This window comes from Shewanella putrefaciens (genome assembly GCF_016406325.1).
In the GTDB taxonomy this organism is placed as follows: Bacteria; Pseudomonadota; Gammaproteobacteria; order Enterobacterales; family Shewanellaceae; genus Shewanella; species Shewanella putrefaciens.
The window spans coordinates 3,657,043-3,674,436 of sequence record NZ_CP066370.1; the positions used below are offsets into that span (position 1 = coordinate 3,657,043).

General features: G+C 43.9%; 16 protein-coding genes. All 16 read right to left on the minus strand.

Translation table 11 applies throughout. The features are described from left to right. Positions 1 to 35: 35 nt before the first annotated feature. Complete coding sequence (locus JEZ96_RS16275) at positions 36 to 2,870, minus strand: M16 family metallopeptidase (protein WP_128090239.1); 2,835 nt, start codon at positions 2,868 to 2,870, stop codon at positions 36 to 38. A gap of 360 nt (positions 2,871 to 3,230) precedes the next feature. Then, positions 3,231 to 3,632, minus strand: coding sequence for a hypothetical protein (locus JEZ96_RS19565; RefSeq protein ID WP_229781387.1), 402 nt, complete (start codon positions 3,630 to 3,632; stop codon positions 3,231 to 3,233). A gap of 372 nt (positions 3,633 to 4,004) precedes the next feature. Then, positions 4,005 to 4,541, minus strand: a complete 537-nt coding sequence (locus JEZ96_RS16285; RefSeq protein WP_025007511.1) for an imm11 family protein — start codon at positions 4,539 to 4,541, stop codon at positions 4,005 to 4,007. Between the two features lie 222 nt (positions 4,542 to 4,763). Beyond that, positions 4,764 to 5,201 carry a ClpXP protease specificity-enhancing factor gene (locus JEZ96_RS16290; protein WP_011788050.1) on the minus strand — a complete coding sequence of 146 codons (438 nt, stop codon included), beginning with the start codon at positions 5,199 to 5,201 and terminating at the stop codon, positions 4,764 to 4,766. After that, positions 5,201 to 5,830, minus strand: a complete 630-nt coding sequence (sspA, locus tag JEZ96_RS16295; protein WP_011788049.1) for a stringent starvation protein SspA — start codon at positions 5,828 to 5,830, stop codon at positions 5,201 to 5,203. Before sspA ends, JEZ96_RS16290 begins: the two co-directional genes overlap by 1 nt. Positions 5,831 to 5,926: 96 nt before the next feature. Next, positions 5,927 to 6,625, minus strand: coding sequence for a cytochrome c1 (locus JEZ96_RS16300; RefSeq protein WP_011788048.1), 699 nt, complete (start codon positions 6,623 to 6,625; stop codon positions 5,927 to 5,929). Next, positions 6,625 to 7,839, minus strand: a complete 1,215-nt coding sequence (locus JEZ96_RS16305; RefSeq protein WP_011788047.1) for a cytochrome b — start codon at positions 7,837 to 7,839, stop codon at positions 6,625 to 6,627. Before JEZ96_RS16305 ends, JEZ96_RS16300 begins: the two co-directional genes overlap by 1 nt. Next, positions 7,839 to 8,429, minus strand: a complete 591-nt coding sequence (gene petA, locus JEZ96_RS16310; RefSeq protein ID WP_011788046.1) for a ubiquinol-cytochrome c reductase iron-sulfur subunit — start codon at positions 8,427 to 8,429, stop codon at positions 7,839 to 7,841. Before petA ends, JEZ96_RS16305 begins: the two co-directional genes overlap by 1 nt. A 363-nt stretch (positions 8,430 to 8,792) precedes the next feature. Next, complete coding sequence (gene hflC, locus JEZ96_RS16315) at positions 8,793 to 9,686, minus strand: protease modulator HflC (RefSeq protein ID WP_011788045.1); 894 nt, start codon at positions 9,684 to 9,686, stop codon at positions 8,793 to 8,795. A 3-nt stretch (positions 9,687 to 9,689) separates the two neighbouring features. Further along, positions 9,690 to 10,832, minus strand: a complete 1,143-nt coding sequence (gene hflK / locus JEZ96_RS16320; protein WP_014611356.1) for an FtsH protease activity modulator HflK — start codon at positions 10,830 to 10,832, stop codon at positions 9,690 to 9,692. A gap of 36 nt (positions 10,833 to 10,868) precedes the next feature. Beyond that, a complete protein-coding gene (hflX, locus tag JEZ96_RS16325) occupies positions 10,869 to 12,176 on the minus strand; it encodes a ribosome rescue GTPase HflX (RefSeq protein WP_128090238.1) in 1,308 nt (435 codons plus the stop codon). A gap of 23 nt (positions 12,177 to 12,199) precedes the next feature. Further along, on the minus strand, positions 12,200 to 12,472 hold the full coding sequence (gene hfq / locus JEZ96_RS16330) for an RNA chaperone Hfq (protein WP_011788042.1): 273 nt from the start codon (positions 12,470 to 12,472) through the stop codon (positions 12,200 to 12,202). A 90-nt stretch (positions 12,473 to 12,562) separates the two neighbouring features. Further along, positions 12,563 to 13,489: a tRNA (adenosine(37)-N6)-dimethylallyltransferase MiaA gene (gene miaA, locus JEZ96_RS16335; protein ID WP_082785955.1), complete on the minus strand. Its 927-nt coding sequence runs from the start codon at positions 13,487 to 13,489 to the stop codon at positions 12,563 to 12,565. A 3-nt stretch (positions 13,490 to 13,492) separates the two neighbouring features. Then, entirely contained in the window at positions 13,493 to 15,418 is a 1,926-nt protein-coding gene (gene mutL, locus JEZ96_RS16340; RefSeq protein ID WP_375154830.1) for a DNA mismatch repair endonuclease MutL, read from the minus strand. Position 15,419: 1 nt separating this feature from the next. Next, positions 15,420 to 16,850: an N-acetylmuramoyl-L-alanine amidase gene (locus JEZ96_RS16345; protein WP_011788039.1), complete on the minus strand. Its 1,431-nt coding sequence runs from the start codon at positions 16,848 to 16,850 to the stop codon at positions 15,420 to 15,422. Positions 16,851 to 16,858: 8 nt separating this feature from the next. After that, positions 16,859 to 17,317 (minus strand): tRNA (adenosine(37)-N6)-threonylcarbamoyltransferase complex ATPase subunit type 1 TsaE, encoded by a 459-nt coding sequence (gene tsaE, locus JEZ96_RS16350; RefSeq protein WP_025007508.1) that lies wholly within the window; start codon positions 17,315 to 17,317, stop codon positions 16,859 to 16,861. Between the last annotated feature and the right edge of the window lie 77 nt (positions 17,318 to 17,394).

A 17,394-nucleotide genomic window follows, 5' to 3' on the forward strand; every position in this document is an offset into this window, starting at 1 on the left:
TGAATGATCAGTCTACTATTCTATGAGCCCAACACTCATTGCTGAGGTTCTGCCGATGCAGGAAGGACTTGGATCATTAAATTGCTATCGTCTTGCAGATATTGCTGCGCCAATTTATTAAGTTCTGCAACTGTCATCTGCTGCGCTAACGCTTGCCTTTGTTTAAAGGCAGTAAAACGACCGGGATGACTCTGGGCGGTTGAGGTGAGATCTAACCAAAAACCATTGGTTTGCGGCGCAGCTTGCATCCACTCAAGTACTGGTTGGCGGGCTCGATTAAGTAAGTCCTCACTGATCCCCGAAGGCGCTTTAACTTGCTTAACTGCGGCGGTGAAATACTCGGCAACCGTTGGCAACATAGCTTGAGTCGTCACGCTAAACAAACCTAAGTAACCATAACCGCTGGCATTGAAATCGTTGTAAGAAAAGGCCGATGGCGAATAACTCGCGCCCGCTTTCTCCCTCACGTTTTCCGTTAATAGAATGCTTAGCACTTGCTCCAGCAGACCCAATCCCACATGTTGACTCAAGTGAGTCATATCCGTTGTAGGCCAAACCATGGCAAGTGCCGCCATATCCAGTTGACCATAATGGGTTAATGTTTTCTGAACGGGCACTTGTGGAAACACAGGTAGTATCGTCTGACCATTTGCAATAGGGCTACGCTTAATGGCGCCAAGCGTTTCGGCCACAGCAGCAATGGCACTCGCTTCGTCAAAATCGCCCACAATAGCGAGTTCAATCGCCCCTTGCTCGACGGCCGAATGGAAACTCGGCGCTAATTCTCCAAAGTGACGTTTGAGAATTTCTTCAGGCTCACCATAACCATAGCGTTTATCACCATTATGAGAGATACGGGCAAACTGATTAGAAAACTCAGATTGTGGGTTGCTATGAATACTTTGTTGCTCGGCAATCACTTGTTCACGAAACAATTGCTCAGCCTGCTTATCCATACCTGGCTCAATTAAATAAGCCGTCATTAAGCCAAACTGCGTGCGTAGCTCTGCGGCATTAGTGCTAATCTCGCCGCCAAAACTTTGCTCACGCAGGCCTAAGTTGATGGAAATATCTTGCCCAGCAAAAATATCCTGCAGACTGTCATAATCATGGGCCTTGAGCCTACCCTGCACAAACGCACTGTTAAACAGATAAGACAAACCATCCAACTCAGGGAATGGCACTTCACCAAAGCCAATGTTTAGGCTGACCAATGTGGTGCCTTTGTTAAAGTTGGTAGGCTTAAGATTAAGGCGCACGCCATTGGCAAATTGCAGTTGGCGAATCCCCGTTTCCTTATCGCGACTGTCGGCAACTAACTTGCCTTGCTCGCCAAACTGAGTATAAGCAAACTCATCAATCGCCTTGATTGCTGGTGCGCTCACCGCTTGTTTACGGCTTTTCTCGTAGCTGGCGATAAGCTGTTTTTCAGCATTTTCAATGGGCTTATTGCTCGTCAGATACAAATACGGCGTGGCGTTCCATGTTTGATTAAACACTTGGCTTAGCTTTTGCGGTGTCACTGTTGGCATTATTTTTTCAAAAAATGCGAGCTGCCAATCGGGTTCGACAGGGACGCGATTGCCTGCCACCGAATACACTAGACTCTCGGCAATATTCACACTGTGAATGGTACTGCTACCCGCGACACTTAGCTGATATCCCTTATGCATACGTTTGATTTGCTGGTCAATTTCCTGCTGGCTAAAACCAAACTCTTTTGCTTGACGCAGGGTTTTCTCCAAGAGTGCGATTCCCTCTTGCCAGTTATTTTCCTGCGTACCTAGGCTCATTTGTGTGCCATAGGCAATATCAAACTGCGGCCCAACCTGCAGGTTTACACCATATAAACCTTGGCTATGCAGTAATTGCGACTCCATACGACGATACAAGATGCCGTGGGCAAGCTCGAGCAACATTTCCTGCTCCCGCACAGCAGGGCTATCGGTAATCGCTGAGATGGGTTTTAGCATGCCAAGGGAAACTGACGTTGACAGACTTGGATCAAAAAATGCCGCCGCATCGACACTTTGGCGCTCTGCGACAGTACCAATAGCTTGTTCCTTGGTTTTAGCGGCCAAAGGCGCGGCTTTCCAACTGGCAAACTGTTTTTTTATCTTTTGTTCTACCGCGGCTACCTCGATATCACCCACCACAATTAAAGTGGTGCGTGAGGGCGTATAAAAACGCTGATATAAAGACAGCAACGTCTCGCGATTGGCATTACTGATACTGTTCGCCTCACCCACGGGGAAGCGCTTTGACAACAATGTGTTTGGCATTAAAAACTGTAATTGATGACGGTAATTCTCAAGATCCGCACCGCTACGTTCACGCAGCTCAGACAACACCACCGCTTTTTCACGTTCAATTAGCGCAGGATCGAGTAATAGATTACTGGCAATTTCTCGCATTAAAAACAAAGCGGTATCGACTTTATCTTGGCTATTACTCGGCAAGTTAAATTGATAGACCGTCTGCTGAAACTCTGTCACGGCATTGGTATCGGCGCCAAAACTCAGGCCAAGGCGCTGCAAAGTAGGGATCATCTCCCCCGCGGCCAACCCCGTCGAGCCATTAAAGGCCATATGTTCAAGAAAGTGAACTAACCCTTGCTCGGTATCTGATTCCACCAAAGAGCCCACATCCACCCGCATCCGCACTATGACCGCCTGCTCCGGCGTCTTATTGCTCACCAATAAATAACGCGTGCCATTAGTAAGTTCACCAGTATGGATGCGTCCGCTCATAGGTAAATCAGCAGTCCCCATCCACAGCGGATCTTCGCTCGCCTGCAGTGGCAACGCCATACTCAAAAGCGCCAGCAGTAACCACTGACGTACAAAACGAATTACCTTGAAATTGTTCATTAAAATTCGCACTTTTCCCCCAAAATCAAACAAGAAACCTAGGAAGCGCTCACCTATGTTTCAGATAAAATAAGCTTTCACTATAGTACTTAAAGCACTTTAAGTCACAAAATCAATACCTTATGCCGTACCAAAAATAGTTTATCGCCTTGAAATATAGTCAGAATATGCTGAAAAATAATGCGTAAGGAAGGAAAGCTGACTAACTGAGCAACGCCACCGATCATATGATTCATCAAGACGATAGCTCACCCCTTGATATTGCCACTCCAAGGGTAACATTAACGCGCTACGGTTTAGCTTCATATAAGTTTGCGCATTCGCCCCCGAAAAAGTATCCACCCAAATCAGGCGATTTAATCAAGTGCAGGCTTTTTCCAACAGATCTCGGCTTTGGGTCGTGGCGGTAATGCTCTGTAACCCTTTATCGCTCAATTGCACTTGCAGCATAATCTCTGCTGTTTCATCGTCAAAATACACAGGTACGGGCAACAAGTGCTTGGCCCTGTCTTCTAACCGATGACGCTGCTCGACCGCGCTCCCTTGGCGCAATGTTTGCCAATGTGCTTGTTCGGCGCTGCGGCCAATTAACAAGGGATGCGATAACACGCTGGCACATTCGCTTTCTTGCCAACTGCATTGGCTAAAGTAGTAGCGGGCTTTGTCTAAGTCGCGCTCGGTATTGAGGTAATACACGCCAAGGTTATATTGAATATCGCTATCATAGGGATAGAGCTTAGCGGATAACTGCCAATAACACATTCACGTTGTTGTATAAGTGATTGTATTGTTTTATTAGCCTGAATAAGTTCAGCCTGAAATGACTTCACCTTTGCTTTGTATGTGCGCGTTAACTTTGCCAAATAGAAAGACAAAACCAAGATGATAGTGAGAGAAAGAACCCAAGAAAATGATGACAACAGTGCTTCTCCAATAGACACATGTAGCGATGGGATAGTAGCCATTCCCATTGTGAGAACTTCTTTATTTATGGCAATCAACTTTAGTAGGTCAATATCACATTTTGATATGAACGAATCGCTCAACTACACCACTTAAGCACTTCAACATGATGAGCAAAGATAAACTAGCCCCCGAGATAGAATATTGAACGTCATCAACTAAAATGATAAATCACTCACTAATATATTTAAATTCAAACCCTTTAAGTTTTTCGCATTGTTCTTTAACTGCATTGTTCACAATAATATACCCATGTTTTTCTTTTAACGAAAAAATTGAAGCACTTCCGACCTTATTCATATCAATAATGAGATTTTTTATTGTCATCCACAGTCGATTACCATAATTTTTGTAGGAAATGTGGGATCTGACAAAATCGACACATTCATAACAGGTTAGAACCTGTAAGGCATAAAAATGACTATTTACCCTGCCCTCGCTATCCATAATAACCGCAGGGATTAAATTAATTTCCTTACCCAATTTATCTTTAAATAAATCAAAAAATCGCTGACTAACGAGAGGTAAGCCTAAGGTAGGTAAAATATCATATTGGTTAACGATATCATCCAGACAGTCTACATCATAATACATGTTATCTATTTTGCTTGAAGTCGATTTTAATGCATCAACATAAGAAATAGCATTTTTATCCGAGTAACAGAAATAAATATCTTTATAATAAAACTCCTGCATTTTAAAAAACATATATTCCTCTTTATATATTTACCTATTTATGAGTAACCCTAGTAAACAGACTGTTACTAATTTAAATAAATCAATATATTATATAATTATGTTAGCCATTAAAATAGCTATACGCGCTTTTCTGAACATTAACCAAACATATTAAAGTTTAGTAAGGGTACAAAAAAGCCAGTCATATGACTGGCTTAGTTTTAATCTTAGCAATACATGACAGCGAATTAACTACTTTACAACAGTTAAGTGACTGCGACGCTTAGGAGGCTGATCTGTCGGATCCTTTGGTTTATCCGTTACATCAACAACAGATAAAACTGATTCGGCTTCATCCTCCATCAGATATGCATCTTCAACATCGAAAACAGTACCAGCACCATTTTCTCGGGCATAAATAGCAATAATCGACGCCATTGGCAGCAATACCTGTTGAGGTACGCCACCAAAACGCGCATTGAACTCCACAAACTCATTGCTAATTTGCAAATTGCCCACAGCGCCAGCAGCAATGTTTAACACTATCTGGCCATCCTTCACATACTGCTGTGGTACTTGGGTGCCTTTAACAAAGGCATCAACCACAACGTGAGGCGTTAATTGGTTATCCATCAACCAATCGTAGTAAGCCCTAAGTAAATAAGGACGATTTGGAGTCAAAGATTTCATTACATGCCCATACGCATTTCGCGTTCAGCTTCAGTCAAAGAAGCTTTAAACGACTCACGTTCAAAAATACGTGTCATGTAAGCTTTGATGTCTTTCGCTACGCGGCTGTCTAACTCGATGCCTAATACTGGCAAACGCCATAATAGTGGGCCGAGATAGCAATCCGCTAAACCAAATTCTTCACTCATGAAATAGGGCACTTCGCCAAACACAGGAGCAATAGCAACCAAACTTTCAGTCAACTCTTTACGAGCGGCTTCAGCACGATCACCTTTGCGAATGCGATCAACCAGCGCATACCAGTCAGTGTCTATGCGATGCATCATCAAGCGGCTTTGGCCACGTGATACCGGATAGACTGGCATCAAAGGGGGATGAGGGAAACGCTCATCCAAATATTCCATGATAATGCGTGATTCGTATAAAACGAGTTCACGGTCTACCAAAGTGGGCACTGAATTATAAGGATTGACTTCAAGCAAATCCTCAGGCATTTCATTAGGGTCGACCTGCAAAACATCAACAGTAACCCCTTTCTCAGCTAACACGATACGTACTTGATGGCTATACAGATCATCAGCACCTGAAAACAGTGTCATGATAGAGCGTTTGTTGGCAGCAACAGCCATTGATACCCTCCAGAATCGAAATAAAACAAAAGTAAACGAGGGGCAAAGCCCCCCGTTTACACTATGCGGATATTACATTTTACCCGTTATTGGTGCCTAGTGTACATCTTTCCAATACTCTTTCTTCAAGAGGTAGGCCACAATAAAGAATATAAATAGGAATCCGAGTACCCACCATCCCATCGCTTCACGCTCTAGTCTAACAGGTTCAGCCGAATAGACTAAGAAGCCCGTGATATCACGCACCGCTTGGTCATACTCTTCTGCGTTTAATTTACCGCCAGTCACCACAATACTGCCATCTTCTTGCTTAACAGGCGTGCCTTGCAGCTCTTCGAGCACATGTGGCATACCGACAGATGGAAATACAGTGTTATTCACACCAAATGGGCGACTAGGATCTTTATAAAAACCCTTTAAGTATGAATACACCCAATCTTCACCACGAACACGAGCAACTAAGGTTAAATCAGGTGGAGTAGCACCAAACCATTTAGCCGCATCTTTAGCAGGAATAGCGCTTTGCATCAGCTCACCAATTTTAGCATCGGTAAACATATACTTGTTACGCATATCATCAGCAGAGATACCAATATCATTCGCTACACGCTCATAACGCTGATATTGAGTGCTATGGCAACCTGAACAGTAGTGTTGGAAAAGATCCACACCACGCTCTAGGGAAGCTTTATCATGTAAATCAACTTTTGCGTCTTCTAAATGTACATTATGTCCGCTCGCGGCCATCGCCAGCGTCGGCAACAAGGTAACTAATGCAATCAATAATTTTTTCATTAGTGTGTCAACCTCGCTGGAACAGGTTTAGTTTTTTCGTTCTTGCTGTATAACCACAGCGCCAAGAAGAAACCAAAATAAGTAACAGTAAATATTTGCGCAACAATCGTTAGGATTGGTGTAGCAGGAACAACACCTAAGTAACCTAACACAATGAAAGAAATTGCAAATTGTGCAATGTTCAACTTGTGCAGCGTACTACGGTAGCGCACTGACTTCACCTTACAACGATCTAGCCAAGGCAATACGAACAACACAGCAATCGATAGCCCCATCATCACTACACCACCCAGTTTGTCGGGTACTGCACGTAAAATGGCGTAGAAAGGAGTGAAGTACCACACTGGCGCAATGTGCTCAGGTGTCTTCATTGAGTTTGCCGCTTCAAAGTTTGGCTTTTCAAGGAAGTAACCACCACCTTCAGGCATAAAGAACAACACATAACAGAACACAATCAGGAAGCCCGCAACACCCATAATGTCTTTAACTGTGTAGTATGGGTGGAATGGGATGCCATCGACTGGCCAACCGTTCTCGTCTTTGTTCTTCTTGATTTCAATACCGTCAGGGTTGTTTGACCCTACTTCGTGCAGTGCAATTAAGTGTAAGAACACTAATACGACTAACACTAATGGCAGCGCGATAACGTGCAGCGCAAAGAAACGGTTCAGTGTCGCGCCAGAGATCACGTAGTCACCACGGATCCACAGGGTTAAGTCATCGCCAATAACAGGGATTGCACCGAACAGAGAGATAATTACCTGCGCGCCCCAATATGACATTTGACCCCATGGTAGCAAATAACCCATAAAGGCTTCGGCCATCAACACGAGGAAAATTAACATACCGAACAGCCACAGTAGTTCTCTAGGCTTCTGATATGAACCGTAAATTAAACCACGGAACATATGTAGATAGATCACAACGAAGAAGGCTGATGCACCCGTTGAATGCATATAACGCAGCAACCAACCGTACTCAACATCACGCATGATGTATTCAACAGAAGCAAATGCGCCTTCTGCTGTGGGTACGTAATTCATGGTTAGCCAGATACCTGTCAGTAATTGGTTAACCAATACCAACATTGCTAACGAACCGAAAAAATACCAAAAGTTGAAGTTTGTTGGTGTAGCATACTGACCCACATGACGGTTATAAGTTGCCGTCATTGGAATACGTGCATCAATCCAATTAATTAGATTCTTAACCATTACGCCACTCCTTTATCTACACCGATAATCACGGTGCCATCATCAACGTATTGATGTGGAGGGACAACTAGGTTCAATGGAGCTGGTACGCCTTGGAAAACGCGACCAGCCATATCGAACTTAGAGCCATGACATGGACAGAAGAAACCAGAAGTCACACCTTCAACTTGCTCACCAAATGAATCAGGTAAGTAAGTAGGTGAACATCCTAAGTGTGTACAAATACCGACAGCAATAAAGAACTCTGGCTTAATTGAACGCAGAGGATTCGTTGCATAATCAGGCTGCTGCATTTCTACAGAAGCAGGGTCTCTTAACTTATTATCGTGTTTTGGTAGGGCGTTGATCACATCGTCTGTACGACGGACAACCCATACAGGTTTTCCACGCCATTCAACACGGATCAGCTGACCTGGCTCTACTTTACTGATATTTACTTCGACCGGTGCACCTGCAGCTTTCGCTTTGGCACTCGGATTCCATGACTTGATGAAAGGAACCGCTACAGCGACGGCACCAGCACCACCTACTACGGCGGTTGCGGCTGTCAGGAATCTGCGACGTCCGGTATCGACTGGCGCATTGCTCATCCACTTATCTCCCAGAGGGTGTTGGAATTTTTGTTTTTCAAAGACTTTCCGCCCGGGTCATCACCATGGGCAAAAATCGAAGTTTGAAGCGGGGCTCATTATAGCTAAAAATTAGAAGCAGATCATAGTGAAAAGACGCAAGTAAGTTAGGGAGATTGCGTGTTTTTTAAAAAAAGTTCAAAAAAAGCACAACTATTAACCTATTTCTATCCACATGAATGGTATTTGGAACATGAAAGGATTGAGATCGGCATAAAGCATACTTTACTAATATGCATTAATTCCCCGATTTTAACTCTATCAACTTGAGATAAAAAATAGGCCCTGCAAAACAGGGCCTATTAAAATGAGCTTTATATCGTATTACTTCTTAGGTGATGTACTCTTCATATATTTGAAGAACTCACTATCAGGCTCTAAGACCATGATATCTGAATTACCAGAGAAACTTGCACGATAAGCCTCTAAACTACGCATAAAACCAAAAAATTCAGGATCTTTGTTGTAAGCATCAGCATAAATCTTTGCGGCTAATGCATCCCCTTCACCACGAATAGTGAGTGCTTTACGTTCAGCTTCAGCAATCTTAACGGTGACATTAGCGTCAATAGTCGCACGGATAATTTCAGATTGCTCTTTACCCTGTGCTCTATGCTCTTTTGCCACAGCCTGACGTTCGGCACGCATACGTTGATAGATACTGTTACTGACGTTCGCAGGTAAATTGATTTGCTTTACACGTACGTCAACAACCTGAATACCTAAGTCTTTTGCACTTTCAGATGCATTTGCGAGCGCATCGTTCTGCAATTCATCGCGCTTACCTGAAACAATTTCTCTGATAGTGCGGCGACCAAACTCAGTACGTAAATCGTTGTTTATCTTACGTTGTAATAGCGATTCTGCATTCGCTTTAATACCACCATTTGTGGACAGGTAGTATTTTTCGAAATCATAAATGCGCCATTTAACGTAGGAATCCACCATCAGATCTTTCTTCTCTGAGGTAACGAAACGATCCGCAGCACCGTCCAATGTCTGAATACGAGCATCAAGTAACTTAACTTTATCAATCACTGGCACTTTAAAGTGTAATCCAGGACCGAAAACGCGAGTCATAGGTTTGCCATCAACGTTATCTTTCACGATTTCGCCGAAACGTGCGACGATAGCTCGCTCACCTTCACTCACAACCATCACAGAAGATAGGACAACACCTAAAACGATGGCGATAAGAATAATACCTAATCTACCCATGAATTAATCCCTCCCTTGGCGAGTACGATCATCGCGGGACGGACGTCCACTCAAAGGCTCACTACTAATGCGAGTCGTTGATACAGATGAAGAATTGACATTCTGCTGAGGTTTAGGCTCAAGTTCAGGTGTCGCAGGCTTCTCTTTCATTAACTTATCTAACGGCAAGTACATCAAGTTACCATTGTTCTTAGCATCAATAAGTACTTTGTTTGTATCTGTCATCACTTGTTGCATTGTATCAAGATACAAACGCTTACGGGTTACCTCTGGCGATGCTTGATACTCAGGTAACAACAACTCGAAACGAGCCACTTTACCGCGAGCCTCTAAGATTTCACGTTCTTTATAAGCATTAGCTTGTTGTGCCATGCGCTCAACTTCACCACGCGCTTTAGGTTCAATCTCACGGGCATAAGCTTCAGCTTCACGAATAAAACGCTGTTCATCTTCCTGGGCAGAAATCGCATCATCGAAAGCATCTTTCACTTCTTCAGGTGGACGTGCCGGTAAGAAGTTAACATCCACAACCGAGAGACCCAATTTGTATGGTTCAAGGATACGTTCTAATTCTTTCCACGTATCGCGGCGAATAGCATCACGACCCGTCGTTAAAATATCATCCATCTTATTGTGACCAATCACATAACGCAGGGCGCTATCTGTTGCTTCACGTAAGCTGGCGTTCGCATCGACAGCACTGAACAGGTATGAATAAGCATCTAAAATTCGATACTGTACATCGAGTTCTACCTTCACGACGTTTTCATCGGACGTCAGCATACTACCAGACGCAGGAATAGAGCGAACCGATTGAATGTCGACGGGATAAATTTCATCAATAAAAGTCGCTTTCCAGTGAAGTCCTGGCCCAATCTCACCAATGTGTTTACCAAAGCGCAATGCCACACCACGCTCGGCCTCTTTAATTGTATAAAAACCCGAGAGTCCCCAAACAGCTAAAGCAATGGCAAGTATGATGATTAAGCTTAGCGAACTAAAAGATTGGCCTGAACCAGTCCCTTTGCCGCCAAAGCGCTTTGAAAGATTACGAAAAACCTCATCAAGGTCCGGTGGTCCTTTGTCGTTACCACCTTTATTTCCCCAAGGATCATTACCCTTGTTACCGGGCTCATTCCAAGCCATTTAGCACTCCATAAGTGGATGAAATAAATTAGATTATTAACAAACAGCCTTTTCTATCGACGCATCGAAGATAAAGGTTTCTAACTCACCCTGACTCTGTTTAGCTAACCGGCGCCAATCGGCGTCCGATAAACGAACAGACAAAATACAGTTCCCCAGATCGTCGTACTCTTTCTGCTGTATCGCATCCAGTCGATAAAACTGGCCAAGATAATGTCCAGCAGTTGCCGGAATTCTAAGTGTAAGCTCCCTAATCACCTCACCGATAAGCTCGGTAATCGCTTTCAACAGCAAATCAAATCCCAAACGCTTCTGTACTGAAACCCAAACTCGAATGGGTTTGCCTTGATCATCATACTCAATTCGAGGCGTAACATCTTCGAGTAAATCGATTTTGTTACACACAATTAATTGCATAACTTCATCGGCTTCGATGTCTTTCAGGACAGATTGCACTTGTTCAAAATTATCCGCCATATTTTCATCTGCACAATCAACGATATGCAGCAATAGTTCGGCCTGACGTGTCTCTTGCAATGTCGCCTTAAAAGCGGCAACGAGATCATGTGGCAAATGGCGAATAAATCCAACGGTGTCAGCTAAAATAACGGCACCATCGGGTAAATCTAACTTTCTAAGCGTTGGATCGAGCGTAGCAAATAGCTGATCTGCGGCATAAACATCGGATGAAGTTAGCGCATTAAATAACGTAGATTTACCCGCATTTGTATAGCCGACTAATGACACCGTTGGCATTTCACTGCGTTTACGTGCTCGTCGGCTCTGCTCACGCTGTTTATCAACCCGCTCTAAGCGTTTATTGATATTTTTAATGCGGCCCCTAAGAAGGCGTCTATCGGTTTCGAGTTGAGTTTCCCCTGGACCACGTAAACCAATACCGCCTTTTTGACGCTCAAGGTGAGTCCAACCTCGCACCAGACGAGTTGACATGTGGCGCAATTGCGCTAGCTCCACCTGCAACTTACCTTCGTGGGTTCGTGCACGCTGGGCAAAAATATCAAGAATAAGCGTAGTGCGATCGAGTACACGACACTGACATACTTGCTCAAGATTACGCTCTTGAGCTGGACTCAACGCGTGATTGAAAATAACCACATTCGCCTCAGTAGCAGCCACAAGTGCGGCTAACTCTTCGGCTTTTCCAGATCCCACAAAAAACTTACGATCTGGAGAGCGTCGACTTCCAGTAATGACCCCGACAGAGCGTGCTCCAGCTGATTCAACTAATAGCTGCAGTTCGACTAAGTCTTCTCGGCGTTCCTCATCGGAAAAGTCGATATGGACAAGAACCGCTGTTTCTCCCGCCTCATAACGATCAAACAAGAAGCAAACTCCTCAAATAACGCTTATTCGCCACTAGGCACATCGTCTTGCGGACCATATCCACCCTGGGCATTTTGGTGACCAGTGACATTGAATGGGCGAGCAGGAACAACCGTAGAAATAGCGTGCTTGTATACCATTTGGCTCACTGTGTTTTTCAACAGAATGACAAATTGATCAAACGACTCTACCTGTCCTTGGAGTTTAATGCCGTTTACTAAGTAAATTGATACAGGAACGCGCTCGCGGCGTAGTGCGTTCAAAAATGGGTCTTGTAAAGATTGCCCCTTAGCCATTTTATTATTTCCTTTTTAATTTATAAAAATAAATCTATATCAGTGAAGTTTTTTGTTTAGTTTTAGTATTATACAGCAAGGGCTAATAAGCTAGCGGCAATGACGCATAAGTGTAACTAAATTCCCCTCAGCACCACTTTCAAGCCAATTTAACTCTGGCCAACTACGTAACCATGTTAATTGACGCTTCGCTAATTGCCTAGTAGCTGCAACTGCTTTTTCGACCATAGTATCATAGTCGAATTCTCCATCGAGATGTTGCCAACATTGCCGATATCCAACACAACGCATTGATGGCAAATCTAAATGTAAGTCTCCCCTTGCCTTAAGTTGAGTCACTTCGCCAATAAAACCTTGCTGTAACATTATGCGAAAACGCTGCGCAATTAAGTCATGTAATACTTTACGCTCTCGCGGTGCAATGGCAAATTGCACCACATCGTAAGCTAAAGGTGCAGACTTAGTCTGTGTAAGCTCAGTTAAACTCTTACCGCTTATTCTATAGACTTCCAGCGCTCTTGAAAGCCTTTGTGGATCATTAGGATGAATTCTTTCCGCCGACACGGGATCAATATCCCGTAATTGGTCATGCAAGGTTTCCCATCCTTTCGCATCAGCCTCCGCCTGAATGTCGGCACGAATGGCGTCATCGGCACTCGGAAGCGGTGATAACCCTTCTAATAGCGCCTTAAAATACATCATGGTTCCACCAACGAGTAATGGTGTTTTCCCCATGCGAATAATTTGCTCAATTTCAGCTAAAGCATCTGCTCTAAAATCGGCGGCAGAATAGCTCTCGCTAGGATCGCGAATATCAATCAATCTATGTGGCCCGCGCGCTAACTCCTCTATAGAAGGTTTTGCACTACCAATATCCATACCGCGATAAATGAGTGCAGAATCAACTGAGATAATCTCGCAGTTATGGTTTTCGGCTAATTCTAGTGCTAAAGCCGTTTTTCCAGAGGCAGTAGGCCCCATAAGAAATAACACTTTAGGCAGCAATTCTGTATTCACTTATTACTCTTCTAGCCATGATTGCCAAGGTAAGGATATCGCTTGATTAGCAATATGCTGTCTTGTTTCATCCGTTAGCAAGGAAAAAGCCGCCCAGATTTCTGGTGCCGACACAAATCCACTTAAACTTTGTTTTGCCAACCACTTAGCCAATGCATTGGGCGATGGCGTTTCAAAACGCAGCGATTGTAACCACTCTGGTATCAGCTTCGCTAATTGGCTTTCCCTCAGATATGGGGGCACTTTTTTAATTATCAACTGCTGGTAACGAATTGTAAGTTCTAAGCCTATTTGACGTATTAATTGCTCATTTTCATCGAGCAATGATTGCCAGTCTGGATCGGCTACAACTGATACCGGCATCAACAATGGTTGACCAATGAGACCCGTTGCCAGCTTAGCTTCTATTTCTTGGGCGCGAGTTGCCAATGCGACTGATTTTATGGGTAAAAGACGAAGATGATTTGCTTCGACGACGACCCAATATTGGCCATCTAAAATAGGTGGCATAGGGGCTACTGGCTGATAATCTTTATCTTTTACGTTATAAGATGGTGTTTGCAATAAAGCACCATAACTCACTATTGCCGACTTTGAAGGTAATTCAGCGCGCTGCCGAGCTTCACCACCTGAAAAACTGCGGTAATGGCTATCTCTTGGCTGTGCCATACTGCCAAAAGCATTTTTCTGGATGCCAAAACCTGAACGAACTGATGTCACGGCTTGCGCTTGGGGAGACTCAGTGAATCGCTCCTGAGAAGCCGTAACAGGGCTTGCGTCTCGAATACGTTCAATCTTGTCAGTTTGATCACTGATACTTGCAAGTTCAAATAATCCTGAGGGTTCAATCGCCTTAGCGCACTGTGTATCCATACATGCAGCTTCAGGTTCGGTTAAATTACCATTGTCCGTAAGGCAGAGTTCCCCCGCCTCTTCGAGGGCCGATTGTAATGCTTGTAAAATATAATCATGAACATAACGACTCTGATGGAATCGAACTTCATGCTTAGCGGGATGCACATTCACATCCACCTGATGGGGATCAATTTCTAACATCAACACATAACCGGGTTGTTCAATTTCGGCTTTGTGTGCAAAAGCTTGGCGCACTGCATGATTCACTAAACGGTCGCGAATTAAACGACCATTTACATAAAAATAGTGAGTGTCCGTTAACACGGTCGACCAAGGCGATTGCAAATAACCGCTTAGTCGTAAATCATCGTGTTGGCACTCAATTTTTAAAGCGTGTTCCGCAAACTGTCGCCCTGACACCTGCGTTAAACGCTGTAAGTATTGGGATTCATTTACCGCTGGGCGGTAATTACGCACAAGTTTACCATTATGCGTCAGCGTAAAATGGATATCGCCACGCACTAGAGCAATACGCTTTAACCACTCGTCAATGTGAGTAAATTCGGTTTTATCACTCTTTAAAAAGCGCCGTCTTGCTGGGGTATTAAAAAATAAATCAACGGCTTCAATTGTGGAGCCTACGGGATGTGCTGCTGGCATAATTTTAACTGCCATATCAACACCTTCCGCATAGGCTTGCCATGCTTCGGTTTGTTCAGCAGTGCGAGAGGTTAAAGTCAAACGTGAAACCGAGCTTATACTCGCGAGCGCTTCGCCGCAAAATCCAAAACTGAGTATGGCCTCAAGATCATCCAATGAATGTAACTTTGACGTCGCATGGCGTGATAAGGCCAAGGTCAGTTCTTCCTTAGGAATTCCGGAGCCATTATCCCGAATTTTAATCAGCTTACTGCCGCCTTTATCGATTTCAATATCAATTCGAGTCGCACCCGCATCAAGGCTATTTTCAACCAACTCTTTAACCACTGAGGCGGGCCTTTCAACCACTTCGCCCGCGGCGATCTGGTTGGCTAATTGCGGCGGTAAGATCTGAATACCCATAGATTTTTCCATTCTAACTCTCAGGAATAACGAGTGTTTGCCCTAGTTGCACTACATCGGTTTTCATCCCATTCGCACGTTTAATACTCGACATTGGGACTTGATAACGCTGCGCAATGGCTGAAAGCGATTCACCGCGGCTGACTTTATGTTTGACCGTACCAGAAGATCTAACACTTGGCCTTGAACTTATTCCTGTAGATGCTGATTTAGAACTAGATATAGGACTCGGCCTTGCCCCATTTTGTTTGGCTATCAGAGTATCTGCCGGCGGATTGCTATGGAAATATCGGCTAACCCCTTTATAAATAGCTGTTGCAATACTTTCTTGGTGTTGGTGACTGGATAAGAGTCGCTCTTCCTTTGGATTAGAAATAAAGCCAGTCTCAACCAAAATTGAGGGGATATCCGGTGACTTTAGCACTGCAAAACTGGCTGATTCGGGCCGACTTTTATGCAACGTCGTCACAGCGCCTAAATCCTTGAGAATATCCCCCGCAACCGCATGACCAATAGCCATAGAACTGTTCATCGACATATCGAGTAATGTCATAGCAAGATATTGTTCATTATCGGTATTTTGGATAATTTCCCCCGCACCGCCAAGTAGTTCAGAATGCTTTTCTTTTTGCTCCAACCAGCGACCAATTTCACTGTTTGCACGACGCATAGACAATACCCACACAGACGCACCGCGAGGATTGGGCGAAGTAAACGCATCCGCATGGATAGAAATCAGCAAATCAGCTTTACTGTTGCGGGCAAGTTCAGAGCGCTTATTTAAATTAACAAAGTAGTCGCCACTGCGGATCATAACGGCACGCATTCCAGGGGTGTCGTTAATTTTACTCGCAAGGCGCCGAGAAATTTCGAATACCACTTTTTTCTCATAAAGGCCCGATGGACCAATTGAGCCGGGGTCGTCACCACCATGTCCAGCATCGATAGCAATTACAATATCGCGGGAGGATTGCATACTTTGAGTAACGGACTTTTTAACTGGAGTTGAGCTGGCGGCAGGTGGTGCCAGTGTGACCGTTTTATCTTCAAGGTCAACTACAAGACGATTACCATAGGGAGCCGTAACGGGAAGTGAAAACAAGTTAGCATTAAGAGGCTTTACAAGGTCAATCACCAAACGCAAATCACCCTTCGTTGGAGATTGACTAATGCGCACCCCTTTAACGAGCTTGCTGTTATTGTCGATATTTTTAAGGGTGAGTTTAGTTGAAGTCTTTTTAAGATCGACCACTAAACGGTTAGGCCCTTCTATTGAAAAATAGGTATAGTTCGGCGCTTCACTGAGATCAAACACTACACGGGTCGATTCAGGGGCAGCCCAAATACGCACACCTTCTAATCGATTTGCCCCATGGGCAGATACAGTAAAAAAAGTGCATAAAAAAAGAGTAATAAGATGAAAATAGTGATTAATTTTAGTCATTGTTGTTTTTATTTTATCGCAGCTAATAACTTTTCACCTGATTTAGACAGGGCTTGAATATGGATTTCACGGCCCGAATTTACATAACTCAAATGCAAATGGATATCGGCATCTGGCAGTAAACCTTCCCCTTTATCGGGCCATTCCACTATGCAAAGACTCTTATCTGAAAAGTAATCGCGGATCCCCATAAATTCGAGTTCTTCAGGATCGTTGAGGCGATACAAATCAAAATGATAAATTTCGACACCGTTAAGTTCATAAGGTTCAACGAGTGTGTATGTAGGACTTTTTACCGCCCCTTGATGACCAAGCCCTTGAATTAACCCTCGACTCAGTGTCGTTTTTCCTGCGCCTAAATCACCCGTTAAATAAAGAGTTAACGGCGCTTTAATATAGCGAGCCAGTTGCTGCCCTACCGCAATAGTGTCGTCTTCATTATTTAAGAAAAAGGTTAACTCTATCATTTCCGCTTATATCACTGCTGTTAGTAATGGAGGAAGCAACTCAAGCACAAAAATCAACCATCTTCAGCACTTGAGTC

Bases quoted from the DNA above. Each gene is read 5' to 3' on its own strand.
- sspA (WP_011788049.1), bottom strand. From the start codon at position 5,830: ATGGCTGTTGCTGCCAACAAACGCTCTATCATGACACTGTTTTCAGGT.
- mutL (WP_375154830.1), bottom strand. From the start codon at position 15,418: ATGGAAAAATCTATGGGTATTCAGATCTTACCGCCGCAATTAGCCAAC.
- hflC (WP_011788045.1), bottom strand. From the start codon at position 9,686: ATGGGTAGATTAGGTATTATTCTTATCGCCATCGTTTTAGGTGTTGTC.
- hfq (WP_011788042.1), bottom strand. From the start codon at position 12,472: ATGGCTAAGGGGCAATCTTTACAAGACCCATTTTTGAACGCACTACGC.
- JEZ96_RS16275 (WP_128090239.1), bottom strand. From the start codon at position 2,870: ATGAACAATTTCAAGGTAATTCGTTTTGTACGTCAGTGGTTACTGCTG.
- JEZ96_RS16290 (WP_011788050.1), bottom strand. From the start codon at position 5,201: ATGAAATCTTTGACTCCAAATCGTCCTTATTTACTTAGGGCTTACTAC.
- JEZ96_RS16285 (WP_025007511.1), bottom strand. From the start codon at position 4,541: ATGTTTTTTAAAATGCAGGAGTTTTATTATAAAGATATTTATTTCTGT.
- JEZ96_RS16305 (WP_011788047.1), bottom strand. From the start codon at position 7,839: ATGGTTAAGAATCTAATTAATTGGATTGATGCACGTATTCCAATGACG.
- JEZ96_RS16345 (WP_011788039.1), bottom strand. From the start codon at position 16,850: ATGACTAAAATTAATCACTATTTTCATCTTATTACTCTTTTTTTATGC.
- JEZ96_RS16300 (WP_011788048.1), bottom strand. From the start codon at position 6,625: ATGAAAAAATTATTGATTGCATTAGTTACCTTGTTGCCGACGCTGGCG.
- JEZ96_RS19565 (WP_229781387.1), bottom strand. From the start codon at position 3,632: ATGTGTTATTGGCAGTTATCCGCTAAGCTCTATCCCTATGATAGCGAT.
- petA (WP_011788046.1), bottom strand. From the start codon at position 8,429: ATGAGCAATGCGCCAGTCGATACCGGACGTCGCAGATTCCTGACAGCC.
- hflK (WP_014611356.1), bottom strand. From the start codon at position 10,832: ATGGCTTGGAATGAGCCCGGTAACAAGGGTAATGATCCTTGGGGAAAT.
- tsaE (WP_025007508.1), bottom strand. From the start codon at position 17,317: ATGATAGAGTTAACCTTTTTCTTAAATAATGAAGACGACACTATTGCG.